This is a genomic window from Acinetobacter sp. CIP 102529, from assembly GCF_000368325.1.
GTDB classification, from domain to species: domain Bacteria; phylum Pseudomonadota; class Gammaproteobacteria; order Pseudomonadales; family Moraxellaceae; genus Acinetobacter; species Acinetobacter parvus.
Map to the genome: position 1 here is coordinate 1,619,525 of NZ_KB849355.1, position 17,771 is coordinate 1,637,295.

Sequence of the window (17,771 nt, forward strand, 5' to 3'; positions counted from 1 at the left end):
TCAACATGAACGCGAAGCTTAACAATTCAGGGACATGCTGTATATCGCGCTACCGCTTAGAACGACATTTTATGTCGCAAAACTGTTCACTTGATCAGCAGGCAATAAAAAAGGCACTCGAAAGTGCCATTTTTATTTGTATTTTCACTAGATTTCGATTTGACTGCCCAGCTCCACCACACGGTTGGTCGGAATCTGGTAGAAGTCACTCACAGGACTGGTATTACGCTGCATTGAAATAAACAGCTTCTCACGCCACGGCGACATGCCATCCCCCACCGTATGCACAATGCGGTCGCGTGAAATAAAGAAGCTAATTTGCATCAAATCGTATTCAAAGCCTAATTCTTCGTAAGCTTGAATCAAGGCTTTTGGCACATTAGGTTCATCTTTAAAACCGTAGAAAATTTTGATGCGATAGAAATGTTCATTCAACGTTTCAACACTAATTCGCTCCTCTTGAGGAACAAATGGGACATCTTCAATCACAACCGTGACTAAAATATTACGCTCATGTAGTACTTTATTGTGCTTAATATTATGTAGCATCGCATGCGGAACAACATTAGGCGTTCCAGTTAAAAAGACTGCATCGCCAGGTACCCGATGAACATTGTCCCCAATACTTTTCACAAATAAATCGAGTGATAGGGTGTCGTGTTCAAGCTTAGCAAAAGTAAGCTCACGCCCACGTTTCCACGTCATCAGGATCATAACCGCGACTGCACCGATCAATAACGGTACCCAACCACCTGAGAACATTTTTAATGATGCTGCTGCGACCAGTACGGATTCCAAAATGAAGAATGGAATAATCAACAGCATCACTTTTGGTAAGCTCCATTTCCATGCATAGTATATGAATACAGCAACCAAAATTGTGTCACATAACATGGTTAAGGTCACAGCCAAGCCATAAGCACTTGCAAGGTTTGAGCTGGTTTTAAAAATTAAAATTAAGATGACAATCGAGATCAGCAATAACCAATTCAGAAATGGCACATAAATTTGTCCTTCTTCAGAATCAGAAGTATGTTTAATGCCTAAACGTGGTAAATAACCCAATTGGATTGCTTGACGAGCTAAAGAGAAAACCCCAGAAATAACGGCCTGTGATGCAATCACAGCTGCCATCGTTGCCAAGATAATCATTGGGTACAAAGCCCAACTTGGGACTAGTAAATAGAATGGATTTTCAATCGCCGCAGGATTGCGAAGTAACAGCGCACCTTGTCCAGCATAATTTAATACAAGGCAAGGCAAAACGACACTAAACCAACCGAAACGAATTGGACGCGGTCCAAAATGCCCCATATCTGCATATAAGGCTTCACCACCTGTGACCGTCAGAACAACAGCACCCATAATAAAAAATGCTTGTACAGGATGAGTGAAAATAAACTGAATTGCCCAATGAGGACTAACCATACCGAGTACGATTGGTGTTTGCACGACGCTAATGACACCCAAGATCCCCAATGACAAAAACCAGAGTAGCGTAATTGGCCCAAAAAATTTACCAACAAACGCGGTTCCATGTTTTTGCATTAAAAATAATGTCGTTACAATCACGATTGCAATTGGCACAATAAACGGATCAAGTACATTGGTTGCAATTGATAGACCTTCAACAGCGGAAAGTACTGAGATTGCAGGCGTAATAATACCGTCACCAAAAAATAGCGATGCCCCAACAAAACCAATCGCAATTAAATAAATCTTCTTACTATCGGATATTTTTGCTTTGCGTAGATTCAAAGCAAGTAGAGCCATGATTCCACCTTCACCATTGTTATCCGCACGCATAACAATCGCGATGTATTTAATACTAATAATCAGCATTAAACACCAAAAAATAATCGACAAGATTCCTAATACATTTTCAGGTTGAATTCCTAGGCCATGTGCAGCATGGAAGGATTCTTTCAAAGCGTACAAAGGACTAGTTCCAATGTCTCCAAATACGACCCCTAAGGCTGCCAGCGTCATCGCAGGCAATGCGGCTTTTTTTGCGGTACTTTGCATATATTGTCTTCAATATAGAGCGTTATAGCGCAATATTATCACTAGCCAAAAAGTTTTTCTGCAAATCTATGCTGTAACAACTTGGCAGCTCGCTTTTTTTTGGTTACTATCGCACACCTTGGTGAGGTGTCCGAGTGGCTGAAGGAGCACGCCTGGAAAGTGTGTATACGTTTGCGCGTATCGAGGGTTCGAATCCCTCTCTCACCGCCAAGATTATTTCAGACGACATCCGACGATGTCTGAAAAGCTTAAATCCAAAGGGTTTAGGCTTTTTTTATTGCCGCACAGAATCCGACCTCATCCGTTGCAATCCCCCATATTGTGGGGGATAATTGGGGGACAAGAATTAGATGTAAATAATCGTCCCCCAATCTGTACGGATATCGCTCAAAATGCTGACGGATGCTCAAGTTAGAAAGATAAAACCACTTGATAAGAAAAAACGTTATTCAGATGAAAAAGGACTGTATTTAGAGGTCACTCCATCGGGTGGAAGATTCTGGCGTTTAAAATATCGGTTCAATGGTCGTGAAAGCACTTTAACCATTGGAAGCTATCCAGAAATATCCCTTGCTCAAGCTCGCCGTGCTCGTGATGAAGCACGTATTCAGCTTTACAATAATATCGACCCAAATGCCGTAAAAACCCAACGCTTACAGCAAATGGATGAAAGTACTCTTTTCAAATCACTTGCCATGGAATGGATGGAAGATCGAAAAGCCGTTATTAAAGAAACAACTTACCTACGTGATTTGTCTGTATTTGAAAAAGACCTTTTCCCTGCATTAGGTGATATGCCGATTGACCAAATCAAAGGTAAAGATGTTCTTGCCTGCGCAAAAAAAATTGAAGAACGTGGTGCATTAGAGATGGCGAAACGTTCAATTCCTTTATTCATCCCATAGATTTTGATCAATTAAAAGCCATTAAACTATCAAATTCATTTGTTTATTTTTTCGCTTGTTTTTTTAACCAGATTATGTAAAATTCACGCCACGTTGCCGGCATAGCTCAGTTGGTAGAGCAACTGACTTGTAATCAGTAGGTCCACAGTTCGAATCCGTGTGTCGGCACCATTAAATTCAAGAAAGGCTTAAACTTTTAAGGTTTAAGCCTTTTTTATTACCTAGTTTTTAACTGCACTCACCTGAACATAACGCACCAGACCATCTTGATAGAGTTTTTGGCACAACTTGGCCGTCATTGCTATTTTGAGTTGGGCAAAATCAAAAGCCTTGTTCCTTGGTCTTGGTGACCGTGTATCAATATATTGGGCAAAACCTTTCAAAACTGGCTCTGAAAAATCCTGAATGACAATGTCCTTAAAACCACGCTTTACCAGTATTTGAGAAAGCTGCTGCTCGTCCATCAAATGCTGCCATCTCACATCAGCACCTTTTAACAGATAGCAATATTGCTGTTTGTGTAGATAGGAACAATGTTGCCAATCATCCGACCACATCAAATAATGAAAGGCAATTCGCCCTTTTGAATTCAAAACAAAAGAAACTGAATCCAGAAATAAATTCAATTCACTGTGATACGCAGCATCAACACATACGGCCACATCAAATAAATTTAAAAAGTGCAGCGGCCTTAAATTCAAAAAAGAACCACAGATGCTTTGCACCTGTGGCAATTCCTTTTGAATTCGTTGAATGCAATCTTTCTGTAATTCAACTGCACTCAATTGTTCAATATGATAATGATTAAGCCAGTGCAATAAACTGGCACCTTGCCCACAACCAAGGTCTAAAACACGATCTGTCGACTTGAGCTGAACAGATGCCGCGATCTGATCAGCTAGGTTTTGACATGCCAGTGGATAGTTATGCTGTTGACCTTGCCAATACCCCAGATTGCTCCAGGCAAGCAATGTATCATCACCCAGCCGTTTGGCATCAATTGCATATTTATGCCCAATGACTTTTTCGATGAATGCCTGTCTAAAAGTCGCCATGTTTAGTACCCGAGTTCAGGTGCCACCTTGACTTTGGGTTTAAGCCCAACAAAAGGCAATGGCGCACCCAGGATTTGGGCAATATGCATGGCAGAGGTCACGGCGGACTCTAAAATTGGCAGGCCATCACATGACCATGAACCACAGTAAAACACCTTACGGTTCAACTGTAGGTGTTGTTGCTGAATTTTTTTGTTCAATGCCACGGTTTCCGAATCCACCACCGCACGGGTCAGTTTCACTTTGGAAATAATTTTCTTGGGATCAATCTCAATCACAGGACACCAGGTCTGGAAAACCGCATTCTTACCGACCAGACTGGGTTCGATGGAATTAATCCATACCGTAAATTGCTGGCGTGTAAACTTTCGGTCCATCATATAACTGAGTACTGCCCAATCCTTACGGCGCTGAGGCATGACAATCGGGTCAGTGTGAATCACCAAATCCCCCTGTTCAAACCTAAACTGTTTTAACAGGGCAATATCTTCAGCAAATTGTGGCTGCTTGAGGAAACCCTCAATGGCAGGCGTTGGGGTGGCAATCACCACACGGTCAAATAACTGGCTTTCGCCCAGCGTATTTTCAACCCTTACCTTGTCTCCCTGCTCTTCAACTTTCTGAACCGCCGAACCACTATAAATGCTGATTCCCGCGATTAGGCGATCCACCAATGCAGGTGTGCCCCCTTTCATACGCAACAGTGCCTCACCCTCAGTGAGCTGGCGAATAAATTCCAGTAAAGGTTTGGCAGGCCATTCACCAATCGTTTTTGGATGACAGGTGCAAATTGTATAAAGCACTGGCATTACCGTGCCGTGCCAGAACACTTCCTCAATATGGTACTGATTCATGAACTCAGCCAGGGTAATGTCCTGATTGTCCGACTTAAAGAACTGGGTGATGGCGGTCTTGAGTTGCAGCATGCCCTTGACCAAACGCCAGCCATACTGCTGGATGCCCTTGCGGTTGTTGATAATCGGAAAATTGCCAATACGGCTACGCGAGGTGGTCAACCATGTATCGGTTTTATCTTCAAACAGCCAGCTACAGGCCATAAAGGTTCGTACTGGAAAGGTTTCTATGCCTAAATAGGTTGCCAGACTGAGCGTGTTTTTCCAAAGCTTCGGATTCATCACCCGTAATGGCGCGTCAATCAGGCCTCCTTCAAAATCAATACTGTGACTATCCATGCCTCGACCAGAGAGGGCCTCAAAGATAGTCACCTGATGTCCAGCATCCTGTAGGATTCTGGCGGCAGCAAGCCCTGCCATTCCACTGCCAATAATTGCAATATCCAAAATTATGTCCCATCAGTTGATGATTTTTCTTGATTATGACTGATCATCGGCTCAAACGCCGTATTAAAAAATACCAGATTCAGCATTTAGGCCAGAATTTTGTCGACCAATTATTTGTCGGTTACATTTACATTTTGACAAAAATTGATTTTACACGCTAAATAGATGAAAAATAAAACTTTATTAGATCAAAACCCACAAAAACATACAGATCGTCCTTTATATATCCATTTTTGCACTATACAGGCCTTTGCAAAGCATAATTTTAGCGCTATTCTGATTAAACAATAATGAGAACAGAGTGACATAATAAACTGTACAAGAATAAGTGACCAAATATTAAAAAAATCAATAGAGAACCTTATAGCGAGAGCCCATCAGTCAAACAGAGTGATGGGCTTTCTTATATAAATAGCTGATTTATCCTAGTTAATAGCTCTCCATGATGCTCAGTTGTTGGGGCAAAACCGTAAGGCGCCGCATAATCCAGCAACAGGAAAGGACTGATGCTTTGCCCTAGGCGATCATAGGAAAACAGGTTGTAGACTGGGAAGCCATCACCCACCCAATGCATGTACTTATTTTCATAGATACCAATAATCTTTTTCATCTCTGTACTCCTATTCATTTAGAAGTTCTGGTTTTGGGTTTGATTTTACGCCTTGCAAGTTCAGGCTTATAGCTATGGAAATACAACACATGGTCCTATGTACAGAACAAGGTATGTTTGTGAGAACCGAAGTCAAATATGAATGAGACAATCTCCTGGAAAAGAAGAAGCTAATGAAAATAAAAAAGGCATAAAATTTAATTTTATGCCTTTTCTTGAGGGTTCTACGATGATCTAAAATGGTAAATCATCATCTAAATCCGCAGGGGCAGCCGCCGCAGGTTGTGGTGCTGCTTTTGGTGTATTAAAGCCATTGCCCGCCTGTGGGCTACCTGCATAGTTGCCCTGGTTTCCACCAGCAAAGCCACCGCCTTGACCATAACCATTCTGGTTATTGTTAAAGCCCGTATCCTGGTAAACGCCACCCTGATTGTTATTGTTGTTAAATCGTGGCTGGTTGAAGTCATTGCCACCCGCAACCCCCTGTTCACCTTGCTGACGTGAATCTAGCATCTGCATTTGGTCACCACGGATTTCGGTGCTGTAGCGCTCCTGACCATTCTGGTCCGTCCACTGGCGTGTGCGCAATGAACCTTCAATATAGACTTTTGAGCCTTTACGCAGGTATTGTTGTGCAATCTCACCCAAACGGTTGGGCAGCACAATGCGGTGCCATTCCGTTTGTTCCTTACGCTCACCTGAATTCTTATCTACCCACGACTCACTGGTTGCAATCGAAAACTGGGTTAATGATCCACCATTTGGAAAGGTTTTAGTTTCTGGATCTTTACCTAAAGTACCGACTAAAATAACTTTATTCACACCACGCATTAGCTGTCTTCATCCTATGTATTTCTGTGTTTTACTTTATAAGAGTTATGCTTAAATGGCTACCTCTTTGCCCAACAAGTGCGTTAAATCTTGTCGCCCAGCATCATCAATACACTGTTTATCGACCTTAATATAGGCAACCTGCTGTTCGGGCATCACCACCACTTCTTCAATACCACGAATTGCCAATAGTTTTGAAGTCCATTCATCTGTTTGTACCCCCTGAGGCAGGGGCAATACAATCGAGGATAAATATCTTGGCTGCGCCAGCCCAAAACTAATCAGCAGCCATAGTATAGCAATCCCCGCCAGCACACTCCACCCGAGCGCAGTATTCTGTAACATCAAAAGCTGTCCACCCAGCGTACCGCCAAAGAATGCGCCCAGAAACTGGCTGCTGGCGTTTATCCCCATTGCGGTGGCCTTAGACTGGATGGGTGCCGCCTTCGACAGCCATGAGGGCAACAGGGCTTCCATCACGTTGAACGCAATAAAGAAAATGCCCAGCCCAGCCAGCAGTACATATTTGGATTCATAACCGAAGATCAGGATCAGCAAACCACCAATAATCCCCGCAATTGCAGACAGGAAAATGCCTCGCATCTTGCGGTATTTTTCCGCAATGATGATGCTTGGAAAGGCAAAAAACAGGCTAATCACCAATAGTGGCAAATAGACCAGACCATGTTTGGCAAGTGGAATCTGCGCATATTCAATCAACTGTGATGGCACATAGATAAACATGGCTGTTAACAACAGGTGCAGGGCAAAAACCGATACATGCAAACGGTTCAGGTCTCCCATCTGCATCACCTGCCTCAGTTGATTCAGATAGCCCTGCTGAAAGTTTCGATGATGTCGGGTCACTTTCGGAACCAATAACAACATCAGGATTGCCGCCAGTCCCATCAGCGTGGTGACAAAAAATAATCCTGAAATTCCCACAATGCTGGTCAACCACGGTCCCAGACTGAATGCCACTACAAAGGACAATCCAATGCTCATGCCCATCGCAGCCATTGCCTTGGTTCGCTGCTCCTCACGGGTGACATCCGCCAGCAATGCCATCACCACCGCTGACACCGCACCCGCGCCTGCGATGGCACGCCCAATAATCACCCCATAAATGGTGTCAGAGAAGCCAGCAATGGCCCCGCCCAATGCAAACAGCAACAGGCCCAAAACAACCAGGGATTTTCGGCTAAAGCGGTCGGCCAACAGGCTGAATGGAATCTGCAGGATTGCCTGGGTTAGGCCATACACCCCGACAGCCAAGCCAATCAGGGCTGGCGTTGCATATTGATAGGATTGTCCTGCCACTGAAAACACAGGAATAATCATGAACAGGCCCAACATGCGTAAGGCAAAAATGCTACTTAGGGCAAAGGTTGAACGGCGTTCTAAAGCATTCATTGTTGATAAGACACTGTAACTGACTCAGCGAATTATAAGTCATTCGCCTACAAAGGTTGTAAGGAGATGATGAAAAAATCTGGCAGAAAATTCCACAGCGTTTTTGAATTTATCTGGTTCAACTGAAAATAGGCTTAAATCTCCCAAGGGATTCAAAACAAATGCCCGTCAAGATTCTGCTATAGTTTGAAAATCATTGATGGAATAACACTCGCATAGGCTCAGTTCATGACGTTTTCCCAAGAGGTTTGGCAACGTAATCTCGATTTATATCAAAAAATATTGGCACTACCTTTTAATCAGGAGCTTGCCGCTGGCACACTAGACAGTAAGGCGTTTTGCCATTATGTCATTCAGGATGCACATTACTTACTGGCTTATGGCCGCGCACTGGCTGTTGCGGCAGCAAAGGCCTTTGACGCAGATGACGTGATCCAGTTTTCCGAGGCCGCCAAAATTGCGATTATTGTGGAGCGCAGCCTACATAAGGATTTCATGCAGGCATTTGGCATCACTAAAACTGAGTTTGAAAGCACGCCTTTAACCCTTGCCTGTCATCATTACACATCGTTCCTGACTGCAACGGCCTGGTCGGAAAGCTACCCTGTGGTTTTAGCCGCCCTGTTACCTTGTTTCTGGATTTATGCAGAGGTTGGCCACGATATTGTCAGCCAGTCTGTGGAAAATAATCCCTATCAGGCATGGGTGGATACCTATTCAGGTGAAGAGTTTCATGCAGCCGTACGCAATGTGATTGCAACCGTTGATAAAGTGGCCGCACGCTGTGATGCGGATACTTTGGCAAAAATGCATGCAGCCTATAGCATGGGTGCAAAACTGGAATGGCTCTTCTGGGACAGTGCTTATCAGCAAAGAGAGTGGTTGGGGTTGGACCACGCCTAAAACAATTGATATAGACGTAAAAAAAGCCCCTATTCGGGGCTTAGTCGTATATCGTATTGTCCGATATACTGTATGAGGCTCATCTCAAACTGAATGCATTAAAGCATAAATAAAGTTGAATAAATACTTTTATTGTTGAGCCTTATCAAAAAAGATTGACAACAATTAAGGTGATCAATGCAGGTACAGCCTGAATATAAATAATCTTTTTACTGGCGGTCAGCCCGCCATAAATGCCTGCAACCAGCACACAGCCTAAAAAGAAGTTGGCGATTGCAACTGCACAAGCTGTGGGTGCCAGTAATGACCAGAACAAACCTGCTGCCAGAAAGCCATTATACAGGCCCTGATTTTGTGCCAGAACCTTGGTCAGTTGAGCTTTCTCTAATGTATTGCCGAAAGCCTTTAAACCGTAGGGTTTATCCCATAAAAACATTTCCAGCACTAAAATATAAACATGCAATATAGCAATCAACGCAATTAAAATTGTTCCCAACATTTTATTTGTTCCTTGTTCTACCGCTTATACAATGGATTTAAATGCAGCACTGATCTATTTCAATTGCTCAATCGGCAATACGATTTGTGTGACTTTCCAGCTTAAGCCTTGTCGCTGCATTGTGACTGTAACAGGAGGTTTTGGATACGGATATTGAATCTGGACCACAAAACGATTAAATGCCTGATATTTACCTCGATAAGACAGCTTTTCCTTTGCTTGCGCTCCTGCCTGTGTTTGCTGTTGTTCGGATTGTTCAGGCTGGGTTTGAAATGGCAAACTTTCTTTTAGCTTTTTTCCCTGTAAAAGCATGGCAACTCCTTGCGGACTGACCATCACATCCACCATTTTATCCACCATCGAAGACGCCAGTAAGGCACCGAAAGCGGCAAAGCCACCCTCCGATGCCTGTGCATGTTCTGGAAATTTCTTTACGAGTTCGGTATTCAACTGATCCTTGATTCCCTGTCGAACACTGGGAAAATCAACATAGGCTGCCAGTGCTGCACTGTCTTCATTCTTCAATGCCTGACGGATTTGGTAAATTGCCAGATAGGGAGATGTATATACAAAAGCGAAAATCAGTAGAACAATCGCAATAATAGAAACTTGCAGTTTTTTTGACATGATGCCCTCAATTTTTGGAATTTATTTTTGAATAAATGGTCTGTAAATCTCAGCGATAAGCCTTTGGGCCAGATAAGAATTTCATGTTAAAAACATATTTGAAATCATTAATCCGACACAATCTGACGTTTAAAATCGTTTTGTTACAGCTTGAACAGTTTTAAATCGCTATTATATACACGTTTTATTCGCACAATTTCGAGATGTATTTATGAGTCAAAGTCATATCCGTATTCGAGGCGCACGTACCCATAACTTAAAGAATGTGTCACTCGATATACCACGGGACAAATTTGTGGTGATTACGGGACTTTCTGGCTCAGGTAAATCATCACTGGCGTTCGATACCCTGTATGCCGAAGGTCAGCGCCGCTATGTTGAGTCGCTTTCAGCCTACGCACGCCAGTTCCTGTCACAAATGGAAAAACCTGAGGTCGATTCAATTGAGGGCTTGTCTCCTGCGATTGCGATTGAGCAAAAGTCGACCAGCCACAACCCACGTTCAACGGTGGGAACCATTACCGAAATCTATGACTATCTGCGCTTGCTGTATGCACGTGTCGGTACGCCATACTGTCCTGAACATGACCTGCCAATGGTGGCGCAGACCATTTCCGAAATGGTTGATGCAGTCAAGGCACTGCCCGAAAGCACGGCACTGATGCTGCTTGCACCTGTGGTACGTGAGCGTAAGGGTGAATATAGCCAGCTATTTGAACAGTTACAGGGACAAGGCTTTGTTCGTGCCCGTGTTGATGGTGAAATCATTGATATTGATAGCCCGCCTGAACTGGACAAAAAGAAAAAACATACCATTGAAGTGGTGGTGGACCGCTTTAAGGTACGGGATGACCTTGGCAATCGTATTGCAGAATCCTTTGAAACTGCTCTACGTTTAGGCGGTGATATTGCGGTTTTATCGTGGATGAATGGCGAACATCCTGAACGGGTTTTCTCTGCAAAGCACTCCTGTCCTGAGTGTGACCGTGCGGTGGCTGAACTTGAACCACGTTTGTTCTCATTCAACAATCCATTTGGTGCCTGCCCTGTCTGTGATGGTTTAGGGACGCGTAGTCATTTCAGTGCAGAAAAGCTGATTCCAAACACTGAGCTTTCCATCAGTCAGGGTGCAATTCGTGGTTGGGACAGACAACGTCCTTATTACTACACCATGCTGCAAAAAGTCGCTGATCACTTTGGCATTAGTCTGGATGAGCAGTGGAATAAGCTGGATAAGGACACCCAGAAAAAATTCCTGCAAGGCACAGGCAAAGAGAAAATCGACCTGAGTTATATTGATGAACGTGGTCGTAAGCACAACCGTGTGCAACCGTTTGAAGGAATCCTGCCACATCTGGAACGTCGTTACCGTGAAACCGAGTCAAGCTACGTTCGTGATGATCTGGCGCAATATCTTTCCAATGCCGCCTGTGATGCCTGTGGTGGTTCACGTCTGAATGAAATCTCACGTCATGTTCGGGTCAAGGATAAAACCATTGCACAAATCACCAAGATGTCAATTGGCGATGCAGAAAACTACTATCAGGACCTGAATCTTGAGGGTGCCAAAGGTGAAATCGCCGATAAAATCTTTAAGGAGATTCGTGAGCGTTTACACTTTCTGGTTAGTGTTGGCCTGAATTATTTGAGTTTGGCGCGTTCCGCCGAAACCCTGTCAGGTGGTGAGGCGCAGCGTATTCGTCTCGCCTCACAGATTGGTGCGGGTTTAATGGGCGTGATGTATGTGCTTGATGAACCGTCCATTGGTTTGCATCAACGTGATAATGATCGCCTGTTACAAACCCTGATTCGCCTGCGTGATCTGGGCAATACCGTACTGGTGGTCGAGCATGATGAAGATGCGATCCGTGCAGCTGACCATATCATTGATATTGGCCCAGGTGCGGGGATTCATGGTGGTGCCATCATTGCCGAAGGAACGTATGAGGAACTGGCCAACCATGCCGACTCCCTCACAGGTCAGTATTTATCAGGCAAATTAAAAATTGAAGTGCCAAAACAACGTACCCCATCGCCACGCCCAAATGAGGTGATCAAGCTGTCTGGCGCTAGTGGCCATAACCTGCAAAATGTCGATCTGACCATTCCATTAGGTATTATGACCTGTGTAACAGGCGTTTCTGGTTCTGGTAAATCAACGCTGATTAACCGTACCCTGTTGCCTTTGGCTGCCACGCAACTGAATGGCGCAACCACACTCACTGCGGAAAAATTTGATTCGATTGATGGCTTGCAGCATCTGGATAAAGTGGTTGATATTGATCAAAGCCCGATTGGGCGTACCCCACGTTCCAACCCAGCCACCTATACAGGTTTATTCACCCCGATTCGTGAATTGTTTGCGCAAACCCCTGAAGCCAAGGCACGGGGCTATAGCGCAGGCCGTTTCTCATTTAACGTGAAAGGCGGACGTTGTGAAGCCTGTGAAGGCGATGGCATGATCAAGGTGGCGATGCACTTCCTGCCTGATATGTATGTGCCTTGTGATGCCTGTCATGGCAAGCGTTATAACCGCGAAACACTGGAAGTGGGTTATAAAGGCAAAAACATTTCCGATGTTTTGGAAATGACAGTCGAGGATGCGGCAGAGTTCTTTAGCGCGATTCCCGTGATTCATCGTCGTCTGGAAACATTGATGCAGGTGGGCTTAGGCTATATTCGTTTGGGTCAGGCAGCAACCACACTTTCAGGCGGTGAAGCACAAAGGGTAAAACTGGCGCGTGAACTGGCAAAACGTGATACAGGTAAAACCCTGTATATTCTGGATGAACCGACCACTGGCCTGCATTTCCATGATATTGCCAAGTTGCTGGATATCCTGCATGAGCTTCGCAACAAGGGCAATACCATTGTGGTGATTGAACATAATCTGGATGTGATCAAGACGGCTGACTGGGTGATTGATTTAGGGCCTGAAGGTGGTTCTGGTGGTGGTCAGATCATTGCCGAAGGTACACCTGAGCAAGTCGCTGAGGTTGAGATTTCACATACGGGGCATTTCTTAAAGCCGATGTTATTGATATAGTAAGAACATCTTTTAAATATAGATTTAACATGGAAGAAATTTTTTTAAAAAAGTATCACCATCGAACATTCATAGTTATGGTGATACTTTGTCTTTGTACATATACTTTGTTTCGTTTCTTTTTATTACCATTCATAGATGAAAATGAAAAAATAACTTTAGCTAAATTTATAGGAATTCTATTAGACACTTTAATAGCTTCTTTTCTTATTACTATCATTATTAGTTATTTCATCTGGTTTATCACACCTAAAAAACATCTTAAGTCAACCATATCTGTGATTGAGCCTAAAGAGATAAATCAACTACTTAAACAAAATACATTTTCAACCAAAAAATGGATTTATAAAGGTACATGTGGGCGCTTTACTAGAGCAATGACATTACCAATATTGGCTAAATATGCTCGAGAAGATAGTTTAGGACGTACAATTGATATATACCTTCTCAATCCATTAAATGAAAGACTTTGTAAAGATTATGCTATCTACCGTAGTGGCTTAAAATCTGGCTCAAAACAACAGTGGACACAAAAAATTGTTCAAGAAGAAATCCTAGCGTCTACTATTAGTGCTCTCAAATATTCCAAATGTGAGCCACTATTAGATGTTAGATTGTTTTATCTTGATACTTTTTCATCTTTTAGGTTTGATATTTCAGATGAAGTAGCTGTTGTTACTAAAGAAGACCCTATGGCGAGTGCGTTATCTGCATCGAAAGGGTCTTATTTTTATGATTCATATCTAGAAGATATTCGAGTTATTTCAAAACATAGCCAAAAAATTGATTTATCTAATGAAACAAATATAGAATTAGATCAGAATCTTAGAAAATGTTGTATCGAGTTATTAATCAAAAATTATTTTAACTTTGATACACAAAAATTAGCTATAGATTATAATTCTATAGCATGTAAAGTTAATTCTCCTTCAGATCCATATTCATGAATTTCAAAATAAATCACAAAACAGATATTGATGCAGAGCAACTTTTTCAGTTTATTTTAGATAATAGACTAAAAATTACGACACATCCTTTGGGATTTTACTGCTGTAGAATTTCTACAGGAGCTAGTAGCGATATAAGATTACATTTTTGGGATAAAAATCTTTTATCTCAGGAGTCTTTCACAATTCACACTCATCTTTTCGATCTTGAAAGTTATATTTTATACGGATCATTAAAAAATACTATTTTCGAATATTCCAAGGAAAATAAAGGTCTCCGATGCTCCGTGTATCAAACAAGCTATAATGGCAATCAATCAATTATTAAAGATCAAGAAACTCTTAGTTTTCTTTTTATAGATAGTGAGACAATTTATAATGCAGGTGATACTTATTCTTTAAAATCACACCAAGCACATAAAAGTGAATTAATTTCACCTTACGCTATTTCATTGATGACTACACTAAAGCATCAAGCACACATAGCTTATGTTTTCGGCACATCAGAACTTCAAGACGAAAAGTATATCGAGTATCATCGCCGTGAATTAAATCAAGTCGAATGTTATGATTTAATTACAAAATTTAGAAAAATAATCAATCGATAATAATTATACCACTACATTCTTACCTCTGGCTTTCGCTTTTAACAACGATTGATCTGCTTTTTCCAAAAGCTCTAACCAACTCTCTGCACCAATAGCCACTCCAATACTGACAGAAACCTGAATCGCCTTCCCCAGACTTGTAACAACGATATTTTGCGTAGCAATCCCTAAGCGAATACTTTCCGCAATCGCTTTCGCTTCCTCCATTTGAATACTCTCGATCACGACCAAGAACTCATCACCGCCATAACGCACGATAAGATCAGAAGCACGCACATGTTGCTTGAGTTGATTAGCAACCATTCCGATCACCTCATCGCCAACCAGATGCCCGTATTGATCATTTACATACTTAAAATGATCAATATCGATTGCAAACACACATGTCTAAGATAGCGCATTCGGCTTAGCAGTCAAATCATTAATATATTCTTCTAATGCCAATCGATTTGATACACCCGTAAGCGTGTCGGTATTTGCAATTTGCTTGAGTTGCGACTCCATCAAATCACGCTGTTTAAGCATGACTTTTAATTTATTAATCGCTTCAAACAAGGTATAAAACTCATGTTTTGATTTCTGACGAGAAGGTGGCTCATGCATCGTATCCGATAAACCCAAAATCATCTCACGTGCTTTAATCAAAGGGCTAAACACCTTTCTCTTGGTATAGATCATCGTAAATAAAGCAATTAATAAAGATAAGCTTGAAATAGATAGTGTAAAAAATACTGTTGTTTGGCATTTTTATTCTGTTGTGTTGCGATAAGCACACTGTAATCCAAAATATACTTTTGTAGATCGATGACGGTGGTGTATTTATCAACAATTTGCTCTGTCAGTTGCGTCCCTGTTAAAAAATACGTTTGATTATTTTGACTTTCATCCAATAATCTACGGATGATAGGTAATCCTTGCTCTAAGAACTCCGTTCTTACACGTTGGTGTAATCGAATGTAATCTGAAGTTTTCATATATTGCGGTTGAATGACATCAACCAAGGACCAAAGATATCTAGCCTGATGCTCTGTTTGCAAAGTCCTTGCACGGTTTATATCAGAAATTTTTTCAGAAAAAGTAATCGGTGCCATAACATTCGATGCAACTCGTCCTGCCTGATCACGCATATCCGTTAGAATCAATATTGAAATAAAATAGTTCGACATCTTACTGTCTTTACTTTTCGACTGCGCCATCAACTCATTAAGAAGCTCACGACTGTTATCCCAAACACTAAACATTGTTAAAATGGCATGATCTAGTTGCGGTGATGTTCGTTGAGACTGTGGTATTTCCGCATAAGCATCAACGATTTTACGCGCATGCTCTAATTTTACTTTCAAATCAGTTTGGAGCTGTGTTGCTACTGAATTAAAACCTGCTTGATTTAAAATAGATACTGTTTCATTAATCTGCTCATCAACGACTAATCTAAACTCTGCCAATTCCTGTTTATTTTTTACTATTTCTTCTGATGTACTTGACATAACCTTATTTGCAGGTCCGCGCTCTCTGGAAATCTTATTCGCTGTTTGGACTAATGCACGTAAACTGGTGATTTCACTCAAAACCTGATTTGTTTTATTATATTCTTGAAAACTGTTAAGAATTAAAGGAATAGAAATATATAGAATGGATAAAATAATAATCGCCATGCAAACAAAAAGTCGAAGGCTGATTTGTTCTGAACGTAATTTAACGCGCCTTAAGTTACGCCCCATTAACCCACCTTGTCTTTTTCAAAAAAGCCATTCCGATGTATTTTTAAACAAAAAATGATTTTACCTGTGTTTTCTCAACCACAGCAACTTTTTCAATTTTCTCAATATCATTGATCAAATCACCTAGCAGCAAGACTATTGAATAAATAGATTCTAAAGATAAAAATTATCAATTTCACAAATCAGGCTTGTCCGCACATAATTTAATCAAGCCAAGCAATATCTGAATCTGTACTTTTAACCCTCTAGGATGTTTTCTCCCCCAAATATAAACATCCTATTTCCAAGCCCAACTTTTTCGTTAAAGTTGGGCTTTTTTTTAAGAAAAAGATTTTATTGCGTCTCTAACAATTTCAATTGTTGTAATGCCTGATAAACAATCGCTTTACGCGCATCGCCCTGCTTAGAATTATTTATTTGCATATTTAAAGAAAATGCAATCACCTGCCCATTCGGTTGCTCAATCCAGCCTGTCCACCAACCTACTTGGGGCGTTACATCCATACCCCAACCACTTTTGGCATAAATTTTGGTTCCTTTAACTTCATCAACCAAAACCATCTGTTTCACTTGTTCCTGCACAGATTGATCAAATGTAAGCTGCTTATGAGCCAAAGCATAAGCAAATTTGACTTCTTCAACGGGGGTAATCTTCAGTGGACCAACCAACCAAAAATCATCGACTTGCGTTCCGATCTCAGCATTGCCAAAGCCCACTCGCTTCACTTCGTTCGCCATCAGCTCTAAACCAATACGTCGAGCCAATTCTTGATAAACAGGCACTGCCGATGCCTGCATCGCCTCAGCTAAGGTTAAATCTTTTTCCCAGCTCGCAAAAGCACGCTTTTTGCCATCCCATTTAAACACTTCGTTTGGCGAACTTTTGTGATGCTGTATCCCAATCAGAGCATTTAACATCTTGAAAGTTGAGGCTGGAATATAAGCTGTATTCGATCGACTCAGCGCATTGCCATATTCTTGAAGTGTTTGCCCATCATATGTAACAAATACGCCAACAGTTTGAGCATGTTGGAATAAAGAAGCGATCTCGGTTTGGTCGTGTTTTTTTGACACGGCGCTTTGAGTTGGGGCCTGCAAATTTTGGCAACCTAGCAACGTCAGTCCAATCATTACAGATGCGCAAAGGCCAAGATGTTTTAGTATTTTTGGCATAAGAAAAGCAGAAGTCGAGTATAGATTTGATTACTATAAACCTTTTGTATTATTCGCTCTGTATTGTTATCTCATCTATAATAGGAAAAGAACAGACAAAAAAAAGC

12 protein-coding genes, 2 tRNA genes and 3 pseudogenes are annotated in these 17,771 nt (G+C 41.8%); 7 read left to right on the forward strand and 10 right to left on the reverse strand.

Features of this window, described 5'->3' with window-relative positions; genetic code table 11:
* Nucleotides 1–147 precede the first annotated feature (147 nt).
* Nucleotides 148–2,025 carry a potassium transporter Kup gene (locus tag F972_RS13140; protein WP_004683487.1) on the reverse strand — a complete coding sequence of 626 codons (1,878 nt, stop codon included), beginning with the start codon at nucleotides 2,023–2,025 and terminating at the stop codon, nucleotides 148–150.
* Between the two features lie 120 nt (nucleotides 2,026–2,145).
* Between F972_RS13140 and F972_RS13145 the strand changes: the two genes are divergently transcribed.
* The 3 genes and pseudogenes from F972_RS13145 to F972_RS13155 all read left to right on the forward strand — a co-directional run bounded on the left by F972_RS13145 (nucleotide 2,146) and on the right by F972_RS13155 (nucleotide 3,101).
* Nucleotides 2,146–2,235 (forward strand) — tRNA-Ser (locus F972_RS13145).
* Between the two features lie 182 nt (nucleotides 2,236–2,417).
* Nucleotides 2,418–2,918 (forward strand): annotated as a pseudogene (locus F972_RS13150) (tyrosine-type recombinase/integrase); the annotation flags it as partial.
* 107 nt (nucleotides 2,919–3,025) lie between these two features.
* Nucleotides 3,026–3,101 (forward strand) — tRNA-Thr (locus F972_RS13155).
* Between the two features lie 50 nt (nucleotides 3,102–3,151).
* Here F972_RS13155 and F972_RS13160 read toward each other — a convergent pair.
* From F972_RS13160 to F972_RS13180, 5 genes and pseudogenes are all read right to left on the reverse strand, one after another.
* A complete protein-coding gene (locus F972_RS13160) occupies nucleotides 3,152–3,985 on the reverse strand; it encodes an SAM-dependent methyltransferase (RefSeq protein ID WP_004683490.1) in 834 nt (277 codons plus the stop codon).
* A gap of 2 nt (nucleotides 3,986–3,987) precedes the next feature.
* Nucleotides 3,988–5,286 carry an FAD-dependent oxidoreductase gene (locus F972_RS13165; RefSeq protein ID WP_004683492.1) on the reverse strand — a complete coding sequence of 433 codons (1,299 nt, stop codon included), beginning with the start codon at nucleotides 5,284–5,286 and terminating at the stop codon, nucleotides 3,988–3,990.
* A 439-nt stretch (nucleotides 5,287–5,725) separates the two neighbouring features.
* Nucleotides 5,726–5,896, reverse strand: a pseudogene (locus tag F972_RS13170) (hypothetical protein); the annotation flags it as partial.
* 234 nt (nucleotides 5,897–6,130) lie between these two features.
* Nucleotides 6,131–6,727 carry a single-stranded DNA-binding protein gene (gene ssb, locus F972_RS13175; protein ID WP_004683493.1) on the reverse strand — a complete coding sequence of 199 codons (597 nt, stop codon included), beginning with the start codon at nucleotides 6,725–6,727 and terminating at the stop codon, nucleotides 6,131–6,133.
* A 51-nt stretch (nucleotides 6,728–6,778) separates the two neighbouring features.
* Nucleotides 6,779–8,140 carry an MFS transporter gene (locus F972_RS13180; RefSeq protein WP_004683495.1) on the reverse strand — a complete coding sequence of 454 codons (1,362 nt, stop codon included), beginning with the start codon at nucleotides 8,138–8,140 and terminating at the stop codon, nucleotides 6,779–6,781.
* Nucleotides 8,141–8,368: 228 nt separating this feature from the next.
* Between F972_RS13180 and tenA the strand changes: the two genes are divergently transcribed.
* Nucleotides 8,369–9,043, forward strand: a complete 675-nt coding sequence (gene tenA, locus F972_RS13185; protein ID WP_004683496.1) for a thiaminase II — start codon at nucleotides 8,369–8,371, stop codon at nucleotides 9,041–9,043.
* Nucleotides 9,044–9,188: 145 nt separating this feature from the next.
* Here tenA and F972_RS13190 read toward each other — a convergent pair whose 3' ends face one another.
* Both F972_RS13190 and F972_RS13195 read right to left on the reverse strand, forming a co-directional pair.
* Nucleotides 9,189–9,542: a DUF1304 domain-containing protein gene (locus F972_RS13190; protein WP_004678971.1), complete on the reverse strand. Its 354-nt coding sequence runs from the start codon at nucleotides 9,540–9,542 to the stop codon at nucleotides 9,189–9,191.
* A gap of 54 nt (nucleotides 9,543–9,596) precedes the next feature.
* Nucleotides 9,597–10,169 carry a DUF2939 domain-containing protein gene (locus tag F972_RS13195; protein WP_004683497.1) on the reverse strand — a complete coding sequence of 191 codons (573 nt, stop codon included), beginning with the start codon at nucleotides 10,167–10,169 and terminating at the stop codon, nucleotides 9,597–9,599.
* 211 nt (nucleotides 10,170–10,380) lie between these two features.
* Here F972_RS13195 and uvrA point away from each other — a divergent pair, with 211 nt between their 5' ends.
* Genes uvrA through F972_RS13210 form a run of 3 tightly spaced genes read left to right on the forward strand, consistent with a single transcriptional unit; the run spans nucleotide 10,381 to nucleotide 14,770 of the window.
* Nucleotides 10,381–13,215 (forward strand): excinuclease ABC subunit UvrA, encoded by a 2,835-nt coding sequence (uvrA, locus tag F972_RS13200; protein WP_004769944.1) that lies wholly within the window; start codon nucleotides 10,381–10,383, stop codon nucleotides 13,213–13,215.
* A gap of 29 nt (nucleotides 13,216–13,244) precedes the next feature.
* On the forward strand, nucleotides 13,245–14,162 hold the full coding sequence (locus F972_RS13205; protein ID WP_004683501.1) for a hypothetical protein: 918 nt from the start codon (nucleotides 13,245–13,247) through the stop codon (nucleotides 14,160–14,162).
* A complete protein-coding gene (locus tag F972_RS13210) occupies nucleotides 14,159–14,770 on the forward strand; it encodes a hypothetical protein (protein ID WP_004683502.1) in 612 nt (203 codons plus the stop codon). Before F972_RS13205 ends, F972_RS13210 begins: the two co-directional genes overlap by 4 nt.
* A 3-nt stretch (nucleotides 14,771–14,773) precedes the next feature.
* Here the strand turns inward: F972_RS13210 and F972_RS13215 are convergent.
* Together F972_RS13215 and F972_RS13220 are read right to left on the reverse strand one after the other, a co-directional pair.
* A pseudogene (locus tag F972_RS13215) lies at nucleotides 14,774–16,491 on the reverse strand (GGDEF domain-containing protein).
* Nucleotides 16,492–16,824: 333 nt separating this feature from the next.
* The gene (locus tag F972_RS13220) at nucleotides 16,825–17,664 is read right to left on the reverse strand and encodes a class D beta-lactamase OXA-279 (RefSeq protein ID WP_004683508.1); all 840 of its coding nucleotides are present in this window, start codon (nucleotides 17,662–17,664) and stop codon (nucleotides 16,825–16,827) included.
* Nucleotides 17,665–17,771: the final 107 nt, after the last annotated feature.